The organism is Natrinema salinisoli, assembly GCF_020405205.1.
Classification (GTDB): Archaea; Halobacteriota; Halobacteria; order Halobacteriales; family Natrialbaceae; genus Natrinema; species Natrinema salinisoli.
Window position 1 is genome coordinate 2,236,569 of sequence record NZ_CP084469.1, and the last position, 16,806, is coordinate 2,253,374.

General features: G+C 66.0%; 16 protein-coding genes. 7 read left to right on the top strand and 9 right to left on the bottom strand.

The window, feature by feature from the left end; all coding sequences use genetic code 11:
- Positions 1–36 precede the first annotated feature (36 nt).
- From LDB05_RS11105 to LDB05_RS11115, 3 genes are all read left to right on the top strand, one after another.
- The gene (locus LDB05_RS11105; RefSeq protein WP_226004055.1) at positions 37–396 is read left to right on the top strand and encodes a DUF7344 domain-containing protein; all 360 of its coding nucleotides are present in this window, start codon (positions 37–39) and stop codon (positions 394–396) included.
- A gap of 486 nt (positions 397–882) precedes the next feature.
- Positions 883–1,077 (top strand): hypothetical protein, encoded by a 195-nt coding sequence (locus LDB05_RS11110; RefSeq protein WP_226004056.1) that lies wholly within the window; start codon positions 883–885, stop codon positions 1,075–1,077.
- Entirely contained in the window at positions 1,074–1,214 is a 141-nt protein-coding gene (locus LDB05_RS11115; RefSeq protein WP_226004057.1) for a hypothetical protein, read from the top strand. Before LDB05_RS11110 ends, LDB05_RS11115 begins: the two co-directional genes overlap by 4 nt.
- Before the next feature lie 53 nt (positions 1,215–1,267).
- Here LDB05_RS11115 and LDB05_RS11120 read toward each other — a convergent pair whose 3' ends face one another.
- A complete protein-coding gene (locus LDB05_RS11120) occupies positions 1,268–1,747 on the bottom strand; it encodes an RNA-binding protein (protein ID WP_226004058.1) in 480 nt (159 codons plus the stop codon).
- 133 nt (positions 1,748–1,880) lie between these two features.
- On the opposite strand from LDB05_RS11120, the gene LDB05_RS11125 reads away from it, so the two are divergent.
- Positions 1,881–2,174: a DUF7562 family protein gene (locus LDB05_RS11125; RefSeq protein ID WP_226004059.1), complete on the top strand. Its 294-nt coding sequence runs from the start codon at positions 1,881–1,883 to the stop codon at positions 2,172–2,174.
- Between the two features lie 92 nt (positions 2,175–2,266).
- Here LDB05_RS11125 and LDB05_RS11130 read toward each other — a convergent pair whose 3' ends face one another.
- A complete protein-coding gene (locus LDB05_RS11130; RefSeq protein WP_226004060.1) occupies positions 2,267–4,342 on the bottom strand; it encodes a sensor histidine kinase in 2,076 nt (691 codons plus the stop codon).
- A gap of 210 nt (positions 4,343–4,552) precedes the next feature.
- Between LDB05_RS11130 and LDB05_RS11135 the strand changes: the two genes are divergently transcribed.
- Complete coding sequence (locus LDB05_RS11135) at positions 4,553–5,851, top strand: RNB domain-containing ribonuclease (RefSeq protein ID WP_226004061.1); 1,299 nt, start codon at positions 4,553–4,555, stop codon at positions 5,849–5,851.
- Between the two features lie 12 nt (positions 5,852–5,863).
- Here LDB05_RS11135 and LDB05_RS11140 read toward each other — a convergent pair whose 3' ends face one another.
- The 6 genes from LDB05_RS11140 to rtcA all read right to left on the bottom strand — a co-directional run bounded on the left by LDB05_RS11140 (position 5,864) and on the right by rtcA (position 12,488).
- Positions 5,864–6,649 carry an alpha/beta fold hydrolase gene (locus LDB05_RS11140; protein ID WP_226004062.1) on the bottom strand — a complete coding sequence of 262 codons (786 nt, stop codon included), beginning with the start codon at positions 6,647–6,649 and terminating at the stop codon, positions 5,864–5,866.
- Positions 6,650–6,747: 98 nt separating this feature from the next.
- Positions 6,748–7,293 carry a GNAT family N-acetyltransferase gene (locus tag LDB05_RS11145; RefSeq protein WP_226004063.1) on the bottom strand — a complete coding sequence of 182 codons (546 nt, stop codon included), beginning with the start codon at positions 7,291–7,293 and terminating at the stop codon, positions 6,748–6,750.
- A 194-nt stretch (positions 7,294–7,487) separates the two neighbouring features.
- On the bottom strand, positions 7,488–8,690 hold the full coding sequence (locus LDB05_RS11150) for a PGF-CTERM sorting domain-containing protein (protein WP_226004064.1): 1,203 nt from the start codon (positions 8,688–8,690) through the stop codon (positions 7,488–7,490).
- A gap of 165 nt (positions 8,691–8,855) precedes the next feature.
- Positions 8,856–9,815, bottom strand: coding sequence for a bifunctional 2-dehydro-3-deoxygluconokinase/2-dehydro-3-deoxygalactonokinase (kdgK1, locus tag LDB05_RS11155; RefSeq protein WP_226004065.1), 960 nt, complete (start codon positions 9,813–9,815; stop codon positions 8,856–8,858).
- Between the two features lie 734 nt (positions 9,816–10,549).
- The gene (locus tag LDB05_RS11160; RefSeq protein ID WP_226004066.1) at positions 10,550–10,765 is read right to left on the bottom strand and encodes a hypothetical protein; all 216 of its coding nucleotides are present in this window, start codon (positions 10,763–10,765) and stop codon (positions 10,550–10,552) included.
- 652 nt (positions 10,766–11,417) lie between these two features.
- Positions 11,418–12,488: an RNA 3'-terminal phosphate cyclase gene (gene rtcA / locus LDB05_RS11165; RefSeq protein WP_226004067.1), complete on the bottom strand. Its 1,071-nt coding sequence runs from the start codon at positions 12,486–12,488 to the stop codon at positions 11,418–11,420.
- A gap of 148 nt (positions 12,489–12,636) precedes the next feature.
- Between rtcA and LDB05_RS11170 the strand changes: the two genes are divergently transcribed.
- Complete coding sequence (locus tag LDB05_RS11170) at positions 12,637–13,020, top strand: DUF7522 family protein (protein ID WP_226004068.1); 384 nt, start codon at positions 12,637–12,639, stop codon at positions 13,018–13,020.
- A 153-nt stretch (positions 13,021–13,173) separates the two neighbouring features.
- The gene (locus tag LDB05_RS11175) at positions 13,174–14,496 is read left to right on the top strand and encodes an MFS transporter (RefSeq protein WP_226004069.1); all 1,323 of its coding nucleotides are present in this window, start codon (positions 13,174–13,176) and stop codon (positions 14,494–14,496) included.
- Between the two features lie 50 nt (positions 14,497–14,546).
- Here LDB05_RS11175 and mutL read toward each other — a convergent pair whose 3' ends face one another.
- Entirely contained in the window at positions 14,547–16,724 is a 2,178-nt protein-coding gene (gene mutL, locus LDB05_RS11180; RefSeq protein WP_226004070.1) for a DNA mismatch repair endonuclease MutL, read from the bottom strand.
- Between the last annotated feature and the right edge of the window lie 82 nt (positions 16,725–16,806).

Sequence of the window (16,806 nt, forward strand, 5' to 3'; positions counted from 1 at the left end):
AGAGGCTATTCGGGCAAATCGTCTGAAGATGATGTAATGGGCGGAAATCTCATCGCGTTCGACACTGTGCTCGAGCTATGTGGAGATGAACACCGTCGCATCGCTCTCGCAACACTCGCAAACGAGCAGCGCTCCCTGACGGTGAACGATCTCACGAAGGCCATCGTCAAATACAACCACCACGAACCCGTGACGGAGATGTCCGAGGGAAACCTCTCGGAGATACGACTCTCGCTTCACCACGTGCACCTCCCGAAGATTGACGCGGCTGGACTCGTCGACCACGATCAGGAGCGGGGGCTGGTAGAGCCGACCGAGCGGTTCGAGCAGGTGCAGCCACAGATCTCGGCGATCATAGACGCAGATCCTGATCTCGAATCGCCTGTAGAGCTGTAATCGTGGTCGCTCTGACCAGCGAAGACGAGAGCCATCTATTCAACTCACCCTCCGGACCAGACGGTCGATGCACAGCTGTCGTGAACGCGCGTCGCACACGATCACGCTTCGGAACTCCGATTTCAATGGAGCCAGTCACCCGATCCCTCCGATCTCCGCCGTCTCGAGAGAACCATCGCCTCCCGATAGCTGTCGAACGGGTTCGGTACCGCCTCTCGATCGAGCCAGAGAAATAAATCCACTACCGAAAACAATAGTTATAAGTAACAACGCGATGACGAATAACCCGGAGGTCACGTCTCCAATAGAGGGCTTGCGTAAACGCCCCGGGTGCTGGCACACCCGAGACTGGCTTCCAATCCCGACCAAGGGATTTCGGAAGCATGATTCCGTACATTCTACCGGGATATAAACGTCCCGCACGACAGCCGAATCGCCAGACACGACCAAGCTCGGCAGCGAAACCCGCCTCGAGGCGCGATCCCCATGCCTGACGACAGCGACCCCCTCGAGGACCGCCCGTCGTCCCAGCCCGACTGTCCGAATTGCGGCGACCCCGTCAGCATCGTGACCTCGAGCAGGCTGTACCGGGGCACCGCCCACCCCTGTGGCTGCGCGGTGAATCCGGTCCTGCTCACGACCGACCACGAGGACCGCGGACTGGGGTCGGGGGCCGAATGACCGGGTCTCGACCCGAGGGATCGAAGCGCTGTCCCGACTGTGGCGCGGTGCTCCCGCACCGCGATCCGCTGATCGGCTGGTGGCTCTGTGACGACTGTGTGCTCGCGGTCACCGACGACGGCGAGCGGATCGAATGAGAGAGCATCGCGAGTAGCTGACTGCGGTCGTCCCTCCGCGGTCGGTTCGAAACCTACCCGGCGAACTCGTAGAGTTCGTCGCCGACGTGGTGCAGCGAGTCGACGACCTTCCCCTCACTGCCGACCATGTCCGCGCCGTCGACGCGAGCGCGGCCGACCGCGAGCACCTTCCCGTGGGACTCCTCCGCGATGACGACCAGATCGTCCGGCGAGATGTCGTCGGTCGCCTCGGTAATGCCGGGCCGCATCACGTCCGCGCCGTCGCTGACGAACGAGACGGCCCCCGCGTCGACCGTGACCAGTCGCTTCTCGGGGTCGTAGGCGTTGGCCCCGCGGACCGTCAGGAACGGTTCCTCGTCGAAGTACGCGACCTGCGGTTCGCCGTCGATGAGGACGACCTCCCAGTCCGTCTCCTCGAACTCGACGCGTTCGTACGCGTCGCCCTCCGGCGAGACGCCGAGCTGTTCCTCGAGGGTATCCTCCAGCTCGGATACCGCGTCGCTACGGAGATGATGGCGAGATTTGACCTGCATGCCCGGGAGAACGAGCGGTCCGGAAATAAAAGGCCCGTTCCGGCGACCGATCTCAGCGAGTCGGTCGCCCTGACCGTCAGCGTCGGGAGAGGGTGTGCCAATCGCTAAGTTTCCCCACGCCGTCTGCCCGCGTATGTGGCCATCCCGGACCCGAACGGAAACGGTCACCTGTCTCGCCTGTGGCACCGAGCGCCCGCGCGACGAGGCCCGCGAGTACGACAAGCACGGCGACCGCTGGGATCGCGACGACAAGACCTTCGAACACCTCTGTAAGTCCTGTCACAGCGACCTCTGTCACCACCCGCGGGGCGAACTCGAGGAACTGCTGGTCGACCTCGAGGCCGGCCGGCGGGACCGGGACGCGTTCCTCGCGAGCTATCTCTCGACGGTCGAGGAGCGGTACGGGACGCTCGAGGAAGAGTCCTGAACGGAGCCACGCGTCTCGGAGTCTCGAGCGGACCGACCGGCGGTATCGGCGGCGTCGGACGAGCAATCGATCCCCGTTCGCGTCCGCCGCGACTAGCCGTCGGCGGGCGCGTTCCCGTCGAGCGTAGGTGTCACTGGCGAGTCGTCCATCGTAAATTCGAACCGGGCACCGCCGTTAGTCCCCTCGGTGACGCGAACGGCCCAGCCGTGGCCCTCGGCGATCCGACTGACGATCGCGAGACCGAACCCGGTTCCGCTGTCGGCCGTGGTATGGCCGTACTCGAGGACGTCCTGACGCTCGTCGACGGGAATCCCGGGGCCGTCGTCTTCGACGAAAAACCCGTCCGCGACCGTTCCGACCCGCACGTGGACGTCCCCGCCGCCGTGCTCGACACTGTTTCGGAAGAGGTTCTCGAGCAACTGGAGTATCCGATCCTCGTCGGCGACGATCGGCCGATCGCTCGCGACCGTCAGCGACGCGGAGCCGGTATCGACGTGCGTCCACGCCCGATCGACGACTCGCTCGAAGTCGACGCGATCCGTCTCGCCGATCGCCTGTCCCTCGCGGGCCAGGAGGAGCACGTCCTCGATGATCGTTTCGATGCGGTCGTGTGCGAGTTCGATGTCGTCGTGATACTCGCAGTCGACGTCTTCTCTGGCCGCCTCGAGATACCCCTGTGCGACCGTGAGCGGGTTCCGGAGGTCGTGGCTGACGACGCCCGCGAACTCCCCCAGCTGGTCGTTCTTTCGACGGATTTCGCGCTCGCGCTTCTTGCGCTCGGTGACGTCGCGGGTGTTCAGCACGATGCCGTCGACGAACGGATCGTCGAGCAGGTTGCGGCCGACCGTCTCCACGTCTCGCCACTCGCCGTCGGCGTCCCTGATTCGGTACTCCGTCCGGCCGGTCGCGGCCGGTTCCTCGAGGTCGTCGTGAAACGCGTCCACGATTCGAGCGCGGTCCTCGGGATGGACGAACTCGTCGTAGGATCGGCCCTCGAGCGCCGACGGGTCGTACCCCAGTACGTTCGCGATCGACGGGCTCTGGTACCGAATGACGTTCTCGTCGTCGATAACGGTGATGAGGTCGGACGCGTTCTCGATGAGCGCCTGGTATCGCTGCTCGACGGCGTGTTGGTCCGTCACGTCCCGAAGGAGGAGCAGTCGAAACCGGTGGTCGTTCGAGAGCCGCTGGACCTGAACGTCGAACAGGCGGCGCTGGTCGTCGGTATCGACGGCGATTTCGGTATGCGCGGGCCGCGATTCGTCACGGATGACGGACGTGACTTCGGGGAACACGGCTCCGATGTCGCGGCCGACGATCGACTCGGGATCGTCGTCGGAGACGTGCCGTCGAACGGCGGCGTTGACGTCTCGAACGCGGTCCGTTTCGTCGATGACGAGGAACCCGTCGCGCATGTTCTCGACGACCGCAGTGCGGGCGACCGGAACGATATCCAGGAGGTGGTGGCGGGAGATCGCGACGGCGTACACGAGTCCGGAGACGACGAACGCGACCGGGGTGAAATCGAGGTTCCCCATCGGTCCCAGCCGGAGGAACCAGACGACGTTCGCCACCAGCGGAACGAAGATGCCGAGCAACACCGCGCCGGCCTGCACCCTGTAGACGCGGTTCGACCGGTAGATCGTTCTGAGCAGAAACCCGGCGCTGAGCGCGAGGAGGCCGTAGAGGTACAGGATGTGAACGTACCCCATGACGCCGAACGTCCGGTCGATCATGACGAGATCCGAAACGACGACGGTGTCGATGCGCCGCGTGTAGAGGTTCCCATACTGCGTCGTGAACAGGACGAAGGCGACCACCGGCTCGACCACGAGCAAGAGAAGGGTTCGTCGAGACAGCAATCCCTCGTTGCCGGAGTAGGCGACGGCGAACGAGAAACACGAGAGCGACACCAGCACGGCGCCGACGAACGACACCGCCAGCCACGACAGTTTGGTCGGGACGGCCGCGCTCAACAACTGCATGGCGTACGCACCGGACCAGAGCGCACAGCCGACGTTCAGGCCGACGAACGCACGGACGGTCGGCTCCTCCGTGCCGTCCGTCCACGCGACGACGGTATAGACGGCCAGCCCTCCCGCGAGGAGCATCGACAGGAAGAGCAGACCGACGTACGGGAGGATTTCGGGGGTGTACTGCCAGGTCATGTCAGGGTGAGAGTCATCTGGATATTCCGACCCGAGCGTATACTGATTTCGGCCATCAACACGCCCGAAACCGGCTTGCGTTTCGCAATACGAAACCGACATATAAGTCACACGGTCCGGCCGTCCGGCCGGAACCCGGTCGCCAGTGCCTCGAGCCGATTCGATTCGCATCCCGACACGACTTTCACCCTTACGTCCGTAGTCAACGCCATGAGTGACGACGCACAGGCCGACGCCGGTACGATAGAAGGCCAAGGCCCAGTCGAAGTCTCGGAGGAGCTCGCGCGCCATCTCGAGAACAAGCGCGAGGAGCTGTTCGAGAAGTTCGAGCTCCGCGACGAGTTTCCGCCCGAGGTTCTCGAAGAGGCCGAAGCCCGAACGGAGGGCGTGACGGAAGAGATTCAGGACGAAATCGACGAGCGGAAGGATCTGCGCGATCTGACGACGTGGACGACCGACCCGGTCGACGCCCAGGACTTCGACGACGCGATCTCGATCGAGGAGCGCGACGACGAGTACGTCCTCTGGGTCCACATCGCCGACGTGACCCACTACGTCAACCCCGATACGGCGATGTGGGACGAGGCCGTCGAGCGCGGGAACACGGTCTATCTGCCCGGGTACACCGTCCACATGCTGCCGCCGGTGCTGGCCGAGACGGTCTGCTCCCTGGTTCCCAACGAGGACCGGCTGGCCCACACCGTCGAGATGCACCTCGACAAGGAGAACCTCTCCTACGAGAACATCGAGATCTACAAGTCGGTCATCGAGTCCGACGAGCGACTCACCTACACGCAGGCCGAAGACCGCCTCGAGGACCCCGACGCACCCCTCCACGAGGAGAACGCGCTGGTCTACGACCTCGCCGAGCAGATGCACGAACAGCGCAAGGAGGACGGCTCGCTCGTCCTGAACCCGAGCCGCGATCGCGCCCACACGATCATCGAGGAGTGCATGCTGAAGGCCAACAAGGGCGTCACGCACGAACTCATGTGGAATCGCGGCGTCGAGGCCATGTACCGGGTCCACCCGCAGCCCAGCCCCGACGAGTGGTCGGAAGCCCTCCGGGAGATTCAGGACCTCGACGGCGTCTCGATCCCCGGCAGTACCTGGGACGACCCGCGGAAGGCCGTCAACGCGACGCTCGAGGAGGCACCCGGCCGCCAGCTGGACAAGATCCAGTGGGCGGTGATGAAGGTCATGCCCCGGGCGCGGTACATGAACGACCCGTTCGGCGGCCACCACGCGCTGAACTTCGAGATCTACGGTCACTTCACGAGCCCCATCCGGCGGCTCTCGGACCTGATCAACCACTGGATCGTCTACCAGAACGACGTCCCGGAGAACCTGATCGAACTCTGTGACCGGGCCAGCGACAAGCAGAAAGACGCCGAGCAGTGCGAACGCGAGTACAAGACCTTCCTCCAGGAGGTCGGCCTCGATCCGGACGCGGTCAACAACCGCGGGATCGAAGTCGTCGACGAGAGCGAAGCCGAGAAGACGCTGTAGGCGGACTCGGTCTTACTGGAGAGCCACTTCCTCGAGGAACGTCACCGCGGCGTCGGTAAAGCGCTCGTTGGGGACGGTCGTCAGGTGATCGGCATCGGAAACGACGACGGCCTCGCCGTCGGGAAAGCGAGCCGCGAGTTCTCGGGGATCGCCCGCGACGTCGTCGTCTTCACCAGCGACGATCAGCACCGGCCGTTCGACGTCGCTCAGCTGCTCCCAATCCGCGGGCGGCGTTCGCGACCGAGCGCACGCAGCGAGCGCCTCGAGGTCGTTGTCCGTCGTTTCCGCGAAGGTGCGAAATCGCTTCCCGACCGGATCCGAGAGTTCGTCCGGGTCGTCGGTCAGGAGACCGTCCGCGATCCGTTCGCCGGCATCGCTCGCCTCGAGCGTCGCAGATCCGATGCCGGCCAGTACACCGGCGTTGAACCGCTCCGGGTAGGTGTACAGCGCTTCCAGCCCGATTCGACCGCCCATCGAGTACCCCAAGAGATCAGCTTGATCGATCCCGAGGTGGTCGAGCAAGCGGATTACGTCGGCAGCCATAGTGGCGGTGTCGTAGGCCTCGGGCGCGTGGGGCTTCTCGCTCTCGCCGTGCCCTCGGCAATCTAGCGCGATCACGCGACGACCGGCCCCGAGCAGGGCCTCGTCCCAGTCCCAGTCGTACCAGTTGTCGTGCCGACTCGAGGCGAAGCCGTGGACGAGGACGATCGGGGCGGCCGTCCCGTCGTCGCCGTCGGGGCGCAGATCGTCGTAGGCGAGCCGAACGCCGTCGGAATCGAACGTCGCTCCGGATGGCATGAAGTGACAATACGGATATCGATACGTAACTGTTTGGTCGCATCCGGCCTCTGAAACGCAGCATCGCGCCGTCGTAGCGGTGTCGCTCGAGCGGCCGCTCACCCGTTCGCGTCGGAGAGCGGTTTTTCGTAGACGTGCTCCTCGAACCCCGTGCCCAGATCGGACGATCGCGTCCCGACGTGGTCGAACCCGCGCGATTCGTAGAACGAGATCCCGATATCGTTGGCGGCGAGGACGGCCAGCCGGAGCCGCTCGAATCCCGCCGAGAGTTCGGTCTCGAGGGCCTCGAGCAGCGCAGTGCCGATTCCGTCGTTCCAGCTGTCGGGCTGGACGTAGAGGCGTGCGAGGAACGCCACGGACGAATCTTCGGGCCAGGGGACTGCGTGAGCGAAGCCGCAATAGTCCGTCTCGTCCCCGGACTCGGGCGTCGCCGGGTCCGTCGCGACGAGAAACGCGGCGTCGTCGCGCCCGCTCGTGTCCGTAATCGACGACTCGAGGTCGCCGAGCGCGTACCAGTCGTCGACTACCTCGTCGACCCGCTCGCATCCGAGGACGTCGTCGTAGGCGGCGTGCCAGCTCTCGCGGGCGATTTCGTGGATGCCCCAGACGTCGTCGACCGTCGCTCGTCGGACGACTCGAGTCACGTAAAACGGTATCACAGCAGCCGGTAAAAAGCGATGCCCGACCGCTATCGATCCGTTACGTTCGGTTCGCGATGAAGCCGACGCTGTGATCGGTCGGATCGGTGACCGGCGTCTACTGGGGGCTCGTCAGCGGCGCAAAACGAAGGTCGGTCAGCGTGCCGTTCGACAGGGGTCGAGAGGGCTGACAGGGTGCCTTACTGGCGGATTCGAGCGGCGACACCGCTCAGCAGGGCGATCAGCGCCGCACCGGCACCGAAGCCGGGGATGCTGTCGCCGCTACTGTCGCTCCCGTCGGTGCTCTCGTTGGTGCTGTCTCCGCCGTCGTCGGTGCTATCTCCACCGTCGTCGCTGTCCTGAATCGACAGCTGTCGTTCCGAGAAGTGGTTGACCGCCACGAGCACGTCGGCGCTCGCCGACGCGTCGCTCGACTGGGTCACCATGTATCGGGACTGGTCGCTCCCGATCGCGCCCTCGAGGTCGCTGCGCGAGGACGCCTGCGCGGCGGCCTCACCGTCGACGGTCACCGAGAGGTCCTCGGCGCTTTCGACGCCGTCGATGGCGGCTTCGGAGACGCTCGTGATGACGACGGTCCCCTCGCTCTGGGAGCGTTCGACGGTCATCTCGAGTCGATCCTGGCTCTCGTTCGACGTCTCGACCGCGATGTCCTGGCCGTAGGTCGCGACGTCGGCGACGCGCTCGCCGTCGCGTTCCTCGGCGTAGACTTCGGCGGTCGCCGTCCCGTTGGCGATCATCCGTTCCTGTGCTTTCGCGTTTTCGTCGCGTTCGCCGTCCGCGTACGAGCGGAAGACCAGCTTCGAATCGCTCTGCAGGTCCGCCGTCACGTCGTCGTTCTCGTTGACGGCCACCTCACCGTCGCCGACCACGACGAACGCACCGGTGCGCTCGCCGCTGTCGACGACGACGCGGTCGTCGCTCTCGGCCTCGGCCGTCGCGTCGGCTCCGAGTTCGGCTTCGACGTACTGCGCCTCGTCGCCGGCGTCGACGGTCAGGATCCCGCGCTCGCTATCGTGGGCCGCCATCGAGGCGGACCCTTCGGTCGCGATCTCGGCGCGCGTGCTGGACTGTGCGGCGATATCGAGTCCGATTCCGGAGAGGTTCGCCACGGCGTCGAGCCCGACGCTCGCGTCGAGACTGGTTCGACTGTCGTGGTCGCTCTGCGATGCGACGGTCACGTTCTCGAAGACCGTCTCACCGTCGACGCGGTAATCGGTGACCGCGTTGCTCGAGGTGTCGAATTCGACGTGCGTACCCGCGTAGGCGCTACCGTCGCTCTGTTGGGAGGGCGATGCTGCGCTCGCACCCGCGCCGACAGCGGCGGCCGGGAGGGCCGCCGTCGCGACGAGGACGGCGAGTGCAACGGCTGTGATTCGATTCATTTGCACTCGTTCGGTGACAGTGATGCATAAAGGTCCTTCTGGCAGATCCGTCCAATCGTCCCTGAGAGTCCCACACACGGCATCTGGAGACGATCGTCCCACCGCCGCCGCTGAACGACTGCCGAGTTGCACTCGAGAAACGGCTCTTCGCGACAGAACGACGGACTACCGCGAGATGTCTTCGCCCTGGTCTTTGACGACTTCCTCGACTTCGTCGGCGGTCACGAGCGCGACGTCGCCGGGGATCGTCCGCTTGAGCGACGCCGTCGCCGCGGCGTACTCGAGGGCGGTCGGGACGTCGTCGCCGTCGAGCCGGCGGGCGATGAACGCGCCGGTGAAGGCGTCGCCGGTGCCGATCGGGTCGAGGGTGTCGGTTTCGTAGGCGTCGTGGTCGTGGACGACGCTGTCGTGCCAGCCGACCGCACCCTCGGAGCCGCGGGTGACGACGACCGTCGTGAAGTCGTACTGGGATCCGAGTTTGTGGGCGAGCTGTCGTGGATCGCCCTCGAAGCCGAGGACGGTCCGCGCGTCGCGGGCGGCGATCACGAGTACGTCGATGCCCGGGAACAGCTTGGTGAGCGTCTTCTTGGCCTCGTCGGGCGACCAGAGCTTGCGCCGATAGTTGAAGTCGAACGCGGTCGTCGTCCCGCCCTTCCGGGCCGCCTTAAGCAGATTGAGCGTCGTATCCCGCAACGTCGAGGAGAGCGCGGGCGTGATCCCGGTCGTGAAGAAGACCTTCGCGTCCTGGATCCGGTCGATGTCGAACTCGCGGGCTTCCGCCGTCGCGATGGCCGTGTTCTCCCGGTCGTAGATCACGTTCGTTCCCCGGGGCTTGCCCGCGTGCTCGAGGTAGTAGGTCCCCTGCCGACCGCGGTGGCTCCAGACGACGTCGGCGTCGATGCCGTGGCCCCGAAGCTCGCCGACGACGCGCCGTCCGAGCGCGGTTTCGGGGACCTTCGAGATCCACGTCGCGGAGGCGCCCAGCCGATTCGCGGCGATCGCGACATTACTCTCCGCGCCGGCGGCGCGCACCTCGAACTCGTCGGCGTTCTCGAGGCGCTCGTGATTCGGCGGCGACAGCCGAAGCATCGTCTCACCGAACGTGACGATGTCGCTTTCGCTCACGGCTCGACCCCCCGAATCGATCGACAGCGAACGGCAGTCTCTCCGTCGGTCATACGCGGGCCAACGGTCGGCGATAATATAAGTTATGGCGGTTGACGATGCTCAGGCGCGGTCGATCGATCCCGCCGACAGAACTCGATTCGGTCACAGAATCGGTTTTTGATCCGCGGCGAACGCACGAGCGAGGAGAAACTGTGTGTGTGGTAGTACTCCCGATTGGAATACAACCTGCGGTGGCGCGCGCTGGGCCGCGGTTCGCTGATAGCGAACCGCGGCACGAAGTCGTGCGAGGGATGAGCGAGCGGTGCGAGGCGCGAACGGAGTGAGTGCCTCGAAAAGCGAACGGTGACCATGGGGAACCGTGAGCGGAGTGAGCGTTAGCGCGGAACCGTAGGTTCCGCGAACCATCCGAACGGGTGCAAAGCACCCGTGAGGAGAAATCGGTTGGGGAGGGCGTGGCTCTCCGTGTTGCCAGTGTGAGCAAATCGCTTTCCTGATCTGGTCGGTTCATCTCGAGAACTCGCTGGCCGTTCGCCAGTATCGGCCCCCTCGAGTCGCGTTTACAGACCGGACTCCCGACAGCGCGCTGCCGACGGAGTGATCGTCGCGAGTGGTGTGTCCGCTCGAGCCATCCAATCTCGAGCATCGCGATCCCGACCGATCGCTGTCGACTGTCCGGCTGGCCGCCGCGACTCGAGAGCGGAGGCGAGAGAAACCGATCCCTCGAGGCCGCGTCAGTGACGCGAGGTCCGATCGAGGGTCGGCAGCACCGAACAGCCACAGGGTTCGGCGGTCCCGCTGCGTGGGCCGGTGACGGTCACGTTCGTTACGGGCTGGTCACACACGGGACAATCGGGGAGGGAGAGTACCCAGGGCTCGGGTGCCTCGCCCGTCTCGCCGGGGTCGGACCGGTCGTCTCCGCTCGAGTCACTGCTCGGTTCGTCACTCATCGTGGCCTCCGCGTGGCTCATGAGTGCGGGCTCGACCGGGAGCCGTCGCTAGTCGTCGGAGTTGATTCCACCGTCGTTCGGGACGTTTATATCCCGGTAGGATGTACGCGGTCATGGCTTTCGAAGCCTTCCGGCTTGGAAGCCAGTCTCGGGTGTCATCACCACCCGGGGCGTTTCGGGCACACCCCCTCCGCTCGCGCGTTTGGAGCCGGGCTTCCATTCTGCTTGTCAATACGTTAGTACTTATAACTACTGCTATTTTTGAGGAATAAACGAGCGATGGAGTCTCGACTGACGCGGAAACGGGAGAAACGACTGACGGATTACCGCCGTCGCGGCCGCGAGGGAGACACCCCTTCGTACGACGGGACGATTTCGAACGACTGGGAATCGGGTAGAGGTTGATAGTGATCGTCCCGAACGTGTTAGCTGTCGCGCAACCCGCTGTGCGCGACGGACCGCGATCCAATCACCCACCTATCAGCGCCCTACCGTGGATTCCGACGATGGGCTCCCCCTCCCCATCGTCGACCCTGTCGCTTTTCGATCCTCGAGATCGTTGCGTCGAGTGCACCCCAGCAATCGACGAGTCGATGCTCCGTCCAGCGGTCAGGCGGAATCGGTTCGCGCTCGAGGTCGGCGTCTCGCCGGGTCACTCCCCGCAACCGAGCGGCGACGTGACCGAGACGACCGCGGTCTCGCCGTCCCGCTCGAGCTCGACCCCCACCCCAAAGGCCTCGAGCAGTTCACACCGCGTTTTCACGTGATCCGTCACACTCGGCACGCGCACCCGGCCGCCCGAAATCGCGAGGAACGCGAGCAGCTGATCGCCCATGTGCCGATCGACCGGGGCAGTCCCCTCGAGAAACCGGTTCGCGGCGTCCGCGGCGTCTTCGCCGACGCGCTCGGCCGGTTTCCCGCGCTCGCCGAGGGCGCTGAAGCCGGCGATCCCGGTCCCGTGGTCGACGCGGAGCACCAGTGCGGAACCGGGCGAGGGACTGTTTGCAGTCGACTCGCAGCGCTCCGTCAGTTCGAAATCGGAATCCCCGTCCAGTCGCTCGAGTGCCCCCTCAGCCTGCCGATAGGCGACGTCGCGATCAGCGAGCGACTCCGATTCGGTCGAGTAGAGCCGGAGCCCCTCGAGCGAGCCCCGCTCGAGGAGGTCGATCCGCTTGAGGCTCGAGGGGGCGAGCCGAAGCGTCACGGTGCCGCCGCCGTCGGGGTAGAACCCGCGGCGATCGACCTCGCAGGCGGCCTGGATCCCGAAGCGACGAATCAGCGGGAGTGTGACGTGCCGCAGGTAGTCCAGCGGCGGCGACCACGCGACGTCCGTCCCGCCGCTGACAGTCACCGACAGCGGGGACTCGAGAATCGACGCCAGCGGCAACAGGGCGTTGCACAGCAGCGTCACGCTGCCGGCGGTCCCGATGTCGATGTCGTAACTGCCGCCCGCGAGTTGCCCGCGACCAGTTCCGTCGTCGACGAGTCCCGGTTCGAACACGATCGTCTCCGACCCGAGTTCGGCCCCCGAGACCTCGGCGTCGCACAGTTCGGCCATGGTTTCCAGTACTGCGAGATGTTGATGGCGTACGCCGGGCGTCGATCGATCGCCGCGGACGTTCGTGAGGCGAACGGGCTCGGTTTCGAAGACCGACAGCGCGAGCGCGGTTCGGAGGAACTGGCCGCCGGCACTCGAGCCGTCGAGGTCGCGAGGCGTCGTCATGGGGAGGGGTAGCGCCTCGAGTCACCTACCAGTGCCGACGACGGATCGCGTCGAGTCGGGTTTCCCTGGAAACGAGCGCCGGTTCGCCCGCGAGCAAATCATCCGCGTCCCACATTTTATGTGTATTCGAAGACGAACAACGGAATCAATGGCAGATCTCGTTACAGTATTTCAAGGGATAGAGGGCGCGGAGTTGCGGGTCGTCGCCACGCTCGGATCGCTGGACTACGAGATCGAATTCATACGGGACGACATCGAACGAATGTACGACGGGGGGGAGTTCGATCGTGCGTACAGAGACCTCGTCGCGAATCAGGTCTCGGCGGACGACTTCAAACGAGCCGTCGAGATCGGCGACCTCGAGTGCCAACTGCTGCTCTACGACGAGACGATCGTCTTCCTGTTTCCGTCCTCCCGATACGAGGGTATCTTCGCCTCGTTCGATCGGCAAAAGCCGTTCCCGCTGCTGGAAGTCGTAGATCACGCCAGTACCATCCCCCACCTGTCGGATTCCGCGTCCGACGACGACTGACACGTCCGTCCATCGGACAGATGTTTTGACCCGGATCGACGTCCGCGAGGGCGTCGAGACCCGCCACGAGTCGTCCGTCTCGATTGCCGGTCGGAGCACCGCGGTTTCCGCTTCGTGAACCTTTTCGGTGTTCGATTGGGGAGTACGACGGACATGCGACTCTGGCGCGATCCGCTCCGGCGACGATGGCTCCTCTGGGCGACGATGGGGACCCTCTTCCTGCTCGTGAACGTCAACCGACTCTCCACCGCCGTCCTCTCCGAGAACCTCATGGCGGCGTTCGGGACGACCGGCGCGCAACTCGGGACGCTCCACGCCGTCTTCTTCTGGGTGTACGCCGTCATGCAGATTCCGACGGGCGTCCTCGCCGATCGGGTCGGGCCTCGAGTGACCGCCGCGACCGGCGCAGTGGTGATGAACCTCGGCGTCATCTGGTTCGCGCTCGCGGAGAGTTACCTCACGGCGACGCTCGCTCGCGGGCTCGTCGGGCTCGGCGGGAGCGTGATCTTCGTCTGTATCCTCCGCTTCTGTGCCAACTGGTATCGCGCCGACGAGTTCGCGACGATGAGCGGCGCGACGTTCGCCGTTGCCGGCTTCGGCGGCGTCTTCGCGACGACGCCGCTCGCACTCGGTGTCGACGCGTTCGGCTGGCGGGCGACCGTCGGCTGGATCGGCGTCGTCGGCCTCGTGATGGCCGCCCTCGTGTTCGCGCTCGTCCGCGACTCGCCGGTCGACGCCGGATTCGAGCGCATCGAGGGCGTCCCCGGACAGGAAACGCTCACGAACGCACAGCTCAGGGGGCACCTCGCGGACGTCCTCCGCGATCGCTGGATCTGGGTCGTCAGCGTCATGCTGTTCTGTACGACCGGCGTGAACCTCACCCTGTTCGGACTGTGGGGCGTGCCCTACGTCGTCCAGACCTACGACGTCTCGGTGACCACCGCCTCCACGCTGACCCTGCTGGGCGGCGTCGGCCTGATGGTCGGCCCGCCCGCGATCGGCTGGCTGTCGGACCGCCTCGAGAGCCGCGTCGGGTTGATGGTCGCCGGCGGCGCGTGTTACACCGTCTGTCTCGGCATCATCGCGGTCGTCGGGAACCCGCCACTGCCGGTCGTCGGCGCCGTGTTCCTGCTCGCCGGCGTGATGCTGGGAACGTTCGTGCTGGGTTACTCGGTCGTCAAGGAACGCCATCCGAGTAGCGCGAGCGGTATCTCGACGGGGACGGCCAACGGTGCGGCCTTCCTGGGTGCAGCGATCTTCCCGACGGTGATGGGCTGGATCCTCGACACTTACTGGACCGGCGACCTCGTCGGCGGCGTCCGGGTGTACACGGAGACCGGGTATCGGATCGCGTTCGGGCTCGCCACCGTCGCCGGCGTGATCGCGTTCGTCTGTACGCTCTGGCTCTATCGACACGAGGGCGCGGCGACTACGGAGTCGGACGGAGCGAGTCTCGACGGAGTAAGCGGCGAGTAACGACCGCCACCGACCACCTGTCCGCGAGCCCGACGGGCTCTCGAGGGGTTCTACCCGCCGTGTCCGGGGTAATCCCGCTCGAACCGGTCCTCGATCTCGCGTTCGTCGAACCGGACGATCACCGGGCGCCCGTGCGGGCAGGAGTAGGGATTTTCGCAGTCATCGAGCGCCTCGAGCAGGTCGACGACCGATCCCTCGGTCAGCGACGTGTTCCCGGTGATCGACGGATAGCAGGCCAGATCCCCGAGGAACTCGTCCGCCATCGCGTCGACCGTCTCGGCACCCGCCTCGCGATCGCCGGCGACGAACGACGCGAGGACGTCCCGTAGCCGGTCGGGCTCGAGAGTTTCCTCGAGGACCGCGGGGACGGTCGTCACGGAGACGGTGCGGTCGTCGACCCGATCGGCGTAGAAGCCCAGCCGCGAGAGCGCCTCGCTGTAGTGGTCGAAGGCTTCGGCTTCGGCTGCGGTCAGCTCGAGTTCGACGGGCTCCGCGAGCGCCTGTGCGGTCGGATCGTCGGCGAAGGCCTCCTGCAGGCGCTCGTAGTTGACCCGCTCGTCGGCGGCGTGCTGGTCGATCAGGACGAGCCCGTCGGGCGTCTCGCAGACCAGATAGGTGTCGTGTAGCTGGCCGAGTACTCGGAGCGAGGGCAACGAGTCGAACTCCGATTGCTCGCCCGTGGCGGCCTCGCCGGTCAGCGTCCGCTGTTCGGACGCGGCGTCGAACTTCCGCGTGGCGTCGCGGTCGGAGTCACGATCCGCACTCGCGGCGCGGGTCCGGCCTGAATCGGTTCGAGTCGTCTCACGCTGGCCCAAGTCCGGTCCCCTCTCCGTCGCGTTCGTCGCCGTCTCGTCCGGGCTACCCGAGGACGACTGCGCACTCGAGGTGCGGTCGGTCCCAGCGGTGTCAGGGCCGCTCGAATCGACCCCGCCTTCCGCGCTCGCACTCGCGGGATCGCCGGTCGGCGGCGCGTCGTCGGTCCCGCGGTCCGGCTGCGAATCGACAGCCGTGCTCCCGTCGTCGGCCGATTCGTCGGCCGGTGACGCGGACTCGGTACTGCGCTCGAGCGTAGTCGATTCCACGTCGACCGAATCGGACTCCCGCTCGGTTCCCCGAGTATCGCCGGGATCCACTCGAGCCTCGCCCGGTGCCGACCGACCGCGAGGCGCTCGCGATCGGAGCAGGCCGTGCTCGAGTAAGGCGTGCTCGACCGCGGCGTCGACCTGCCGGCGGACCGCGTCGTCGTCGTCGAACCGCACCTCCCGCTTGCGCGGGTGGACGTTCACGTCGACCGCGTCGCCGGGGACCTCGAGGAAGAGGGTGACGAAGGGGTAGCGGTCGCCGCCGAGTTGGGTCCCGTACGCGCCCATGATCCCCTCGCGGACGGCGTCGGCGGTCACGGCCCGGCCGTTGACGTACGTTGCGAGGTAGTCCCGACTCGAGCGGTTGGTCTCGGGATGGGAGACGAGTCCGGAGACGGACTCGAGGGGGCCCGGCGGGAGTTCGTCGCCGTCCGCGTCGACGGATATCATGGCGGCTGCGACCTCGCGGCCGTAGACTGACAGGACGGCGGCCTGGAGGTCACCTTGCCCCGTCGTCGAAAAGACCTCGCGGCCGTCGTGGGTCAGCGTGACCGCGACGTCGGGGTTCGCGAGCGCGTAGCGCGTGACGACGCGGTTGACGTGGGCGAACTCCGTCGCCGTCGTCTTGAGGAACTTCCGGCGGGCCGGCGTGTTGTAGAAGAGGTCCTCGATCTCGACGGTCGTCCCCTCCGGACAGCCCGTCGGCTCGACGGAGACGACGTCACCGCCCTCGTAGACGAGTTCCGTCCCCGCACCGTCCGCCCCGCGGGGCCGCGAGCGAATCGTCAGTTTCGACACCGAGCCGATGGTGTGCAACGCTTCGCCCCGGAATCCGAGCGTCGCGACGCCCGACTCGAGGTCCGCGAGCCCGTCGATCTTGCTCGTCGTGTGCTCGCGGACGGCCGCTCGGACGTCGGCCTCGGACATCCCCTCACCGTCGTCGGCGACGCGAATCAGCTCCGTGCCGCCCGCCTCGACGGTGACGTCGACGCTCGAGGCATCGGCGTCGAGACTGTTCTCGACGAGTTCCTTCACCGCGCTGGCGGGTCGCTCGACGACCTCGCCGGCGGCGATGCGGGCGACGGTGTCCTCGTCTAACTGGTGGATGTCGGTGTCGTGCTGGGATGGGGTACTCTCGTCACTCATAGTGGGATGGCGTCGGCACGAGAACCCGCCCCGACGCGCCTGATGTGCTACGTCCCTGTAGCGATGGCGGCTGGTTAGGTCT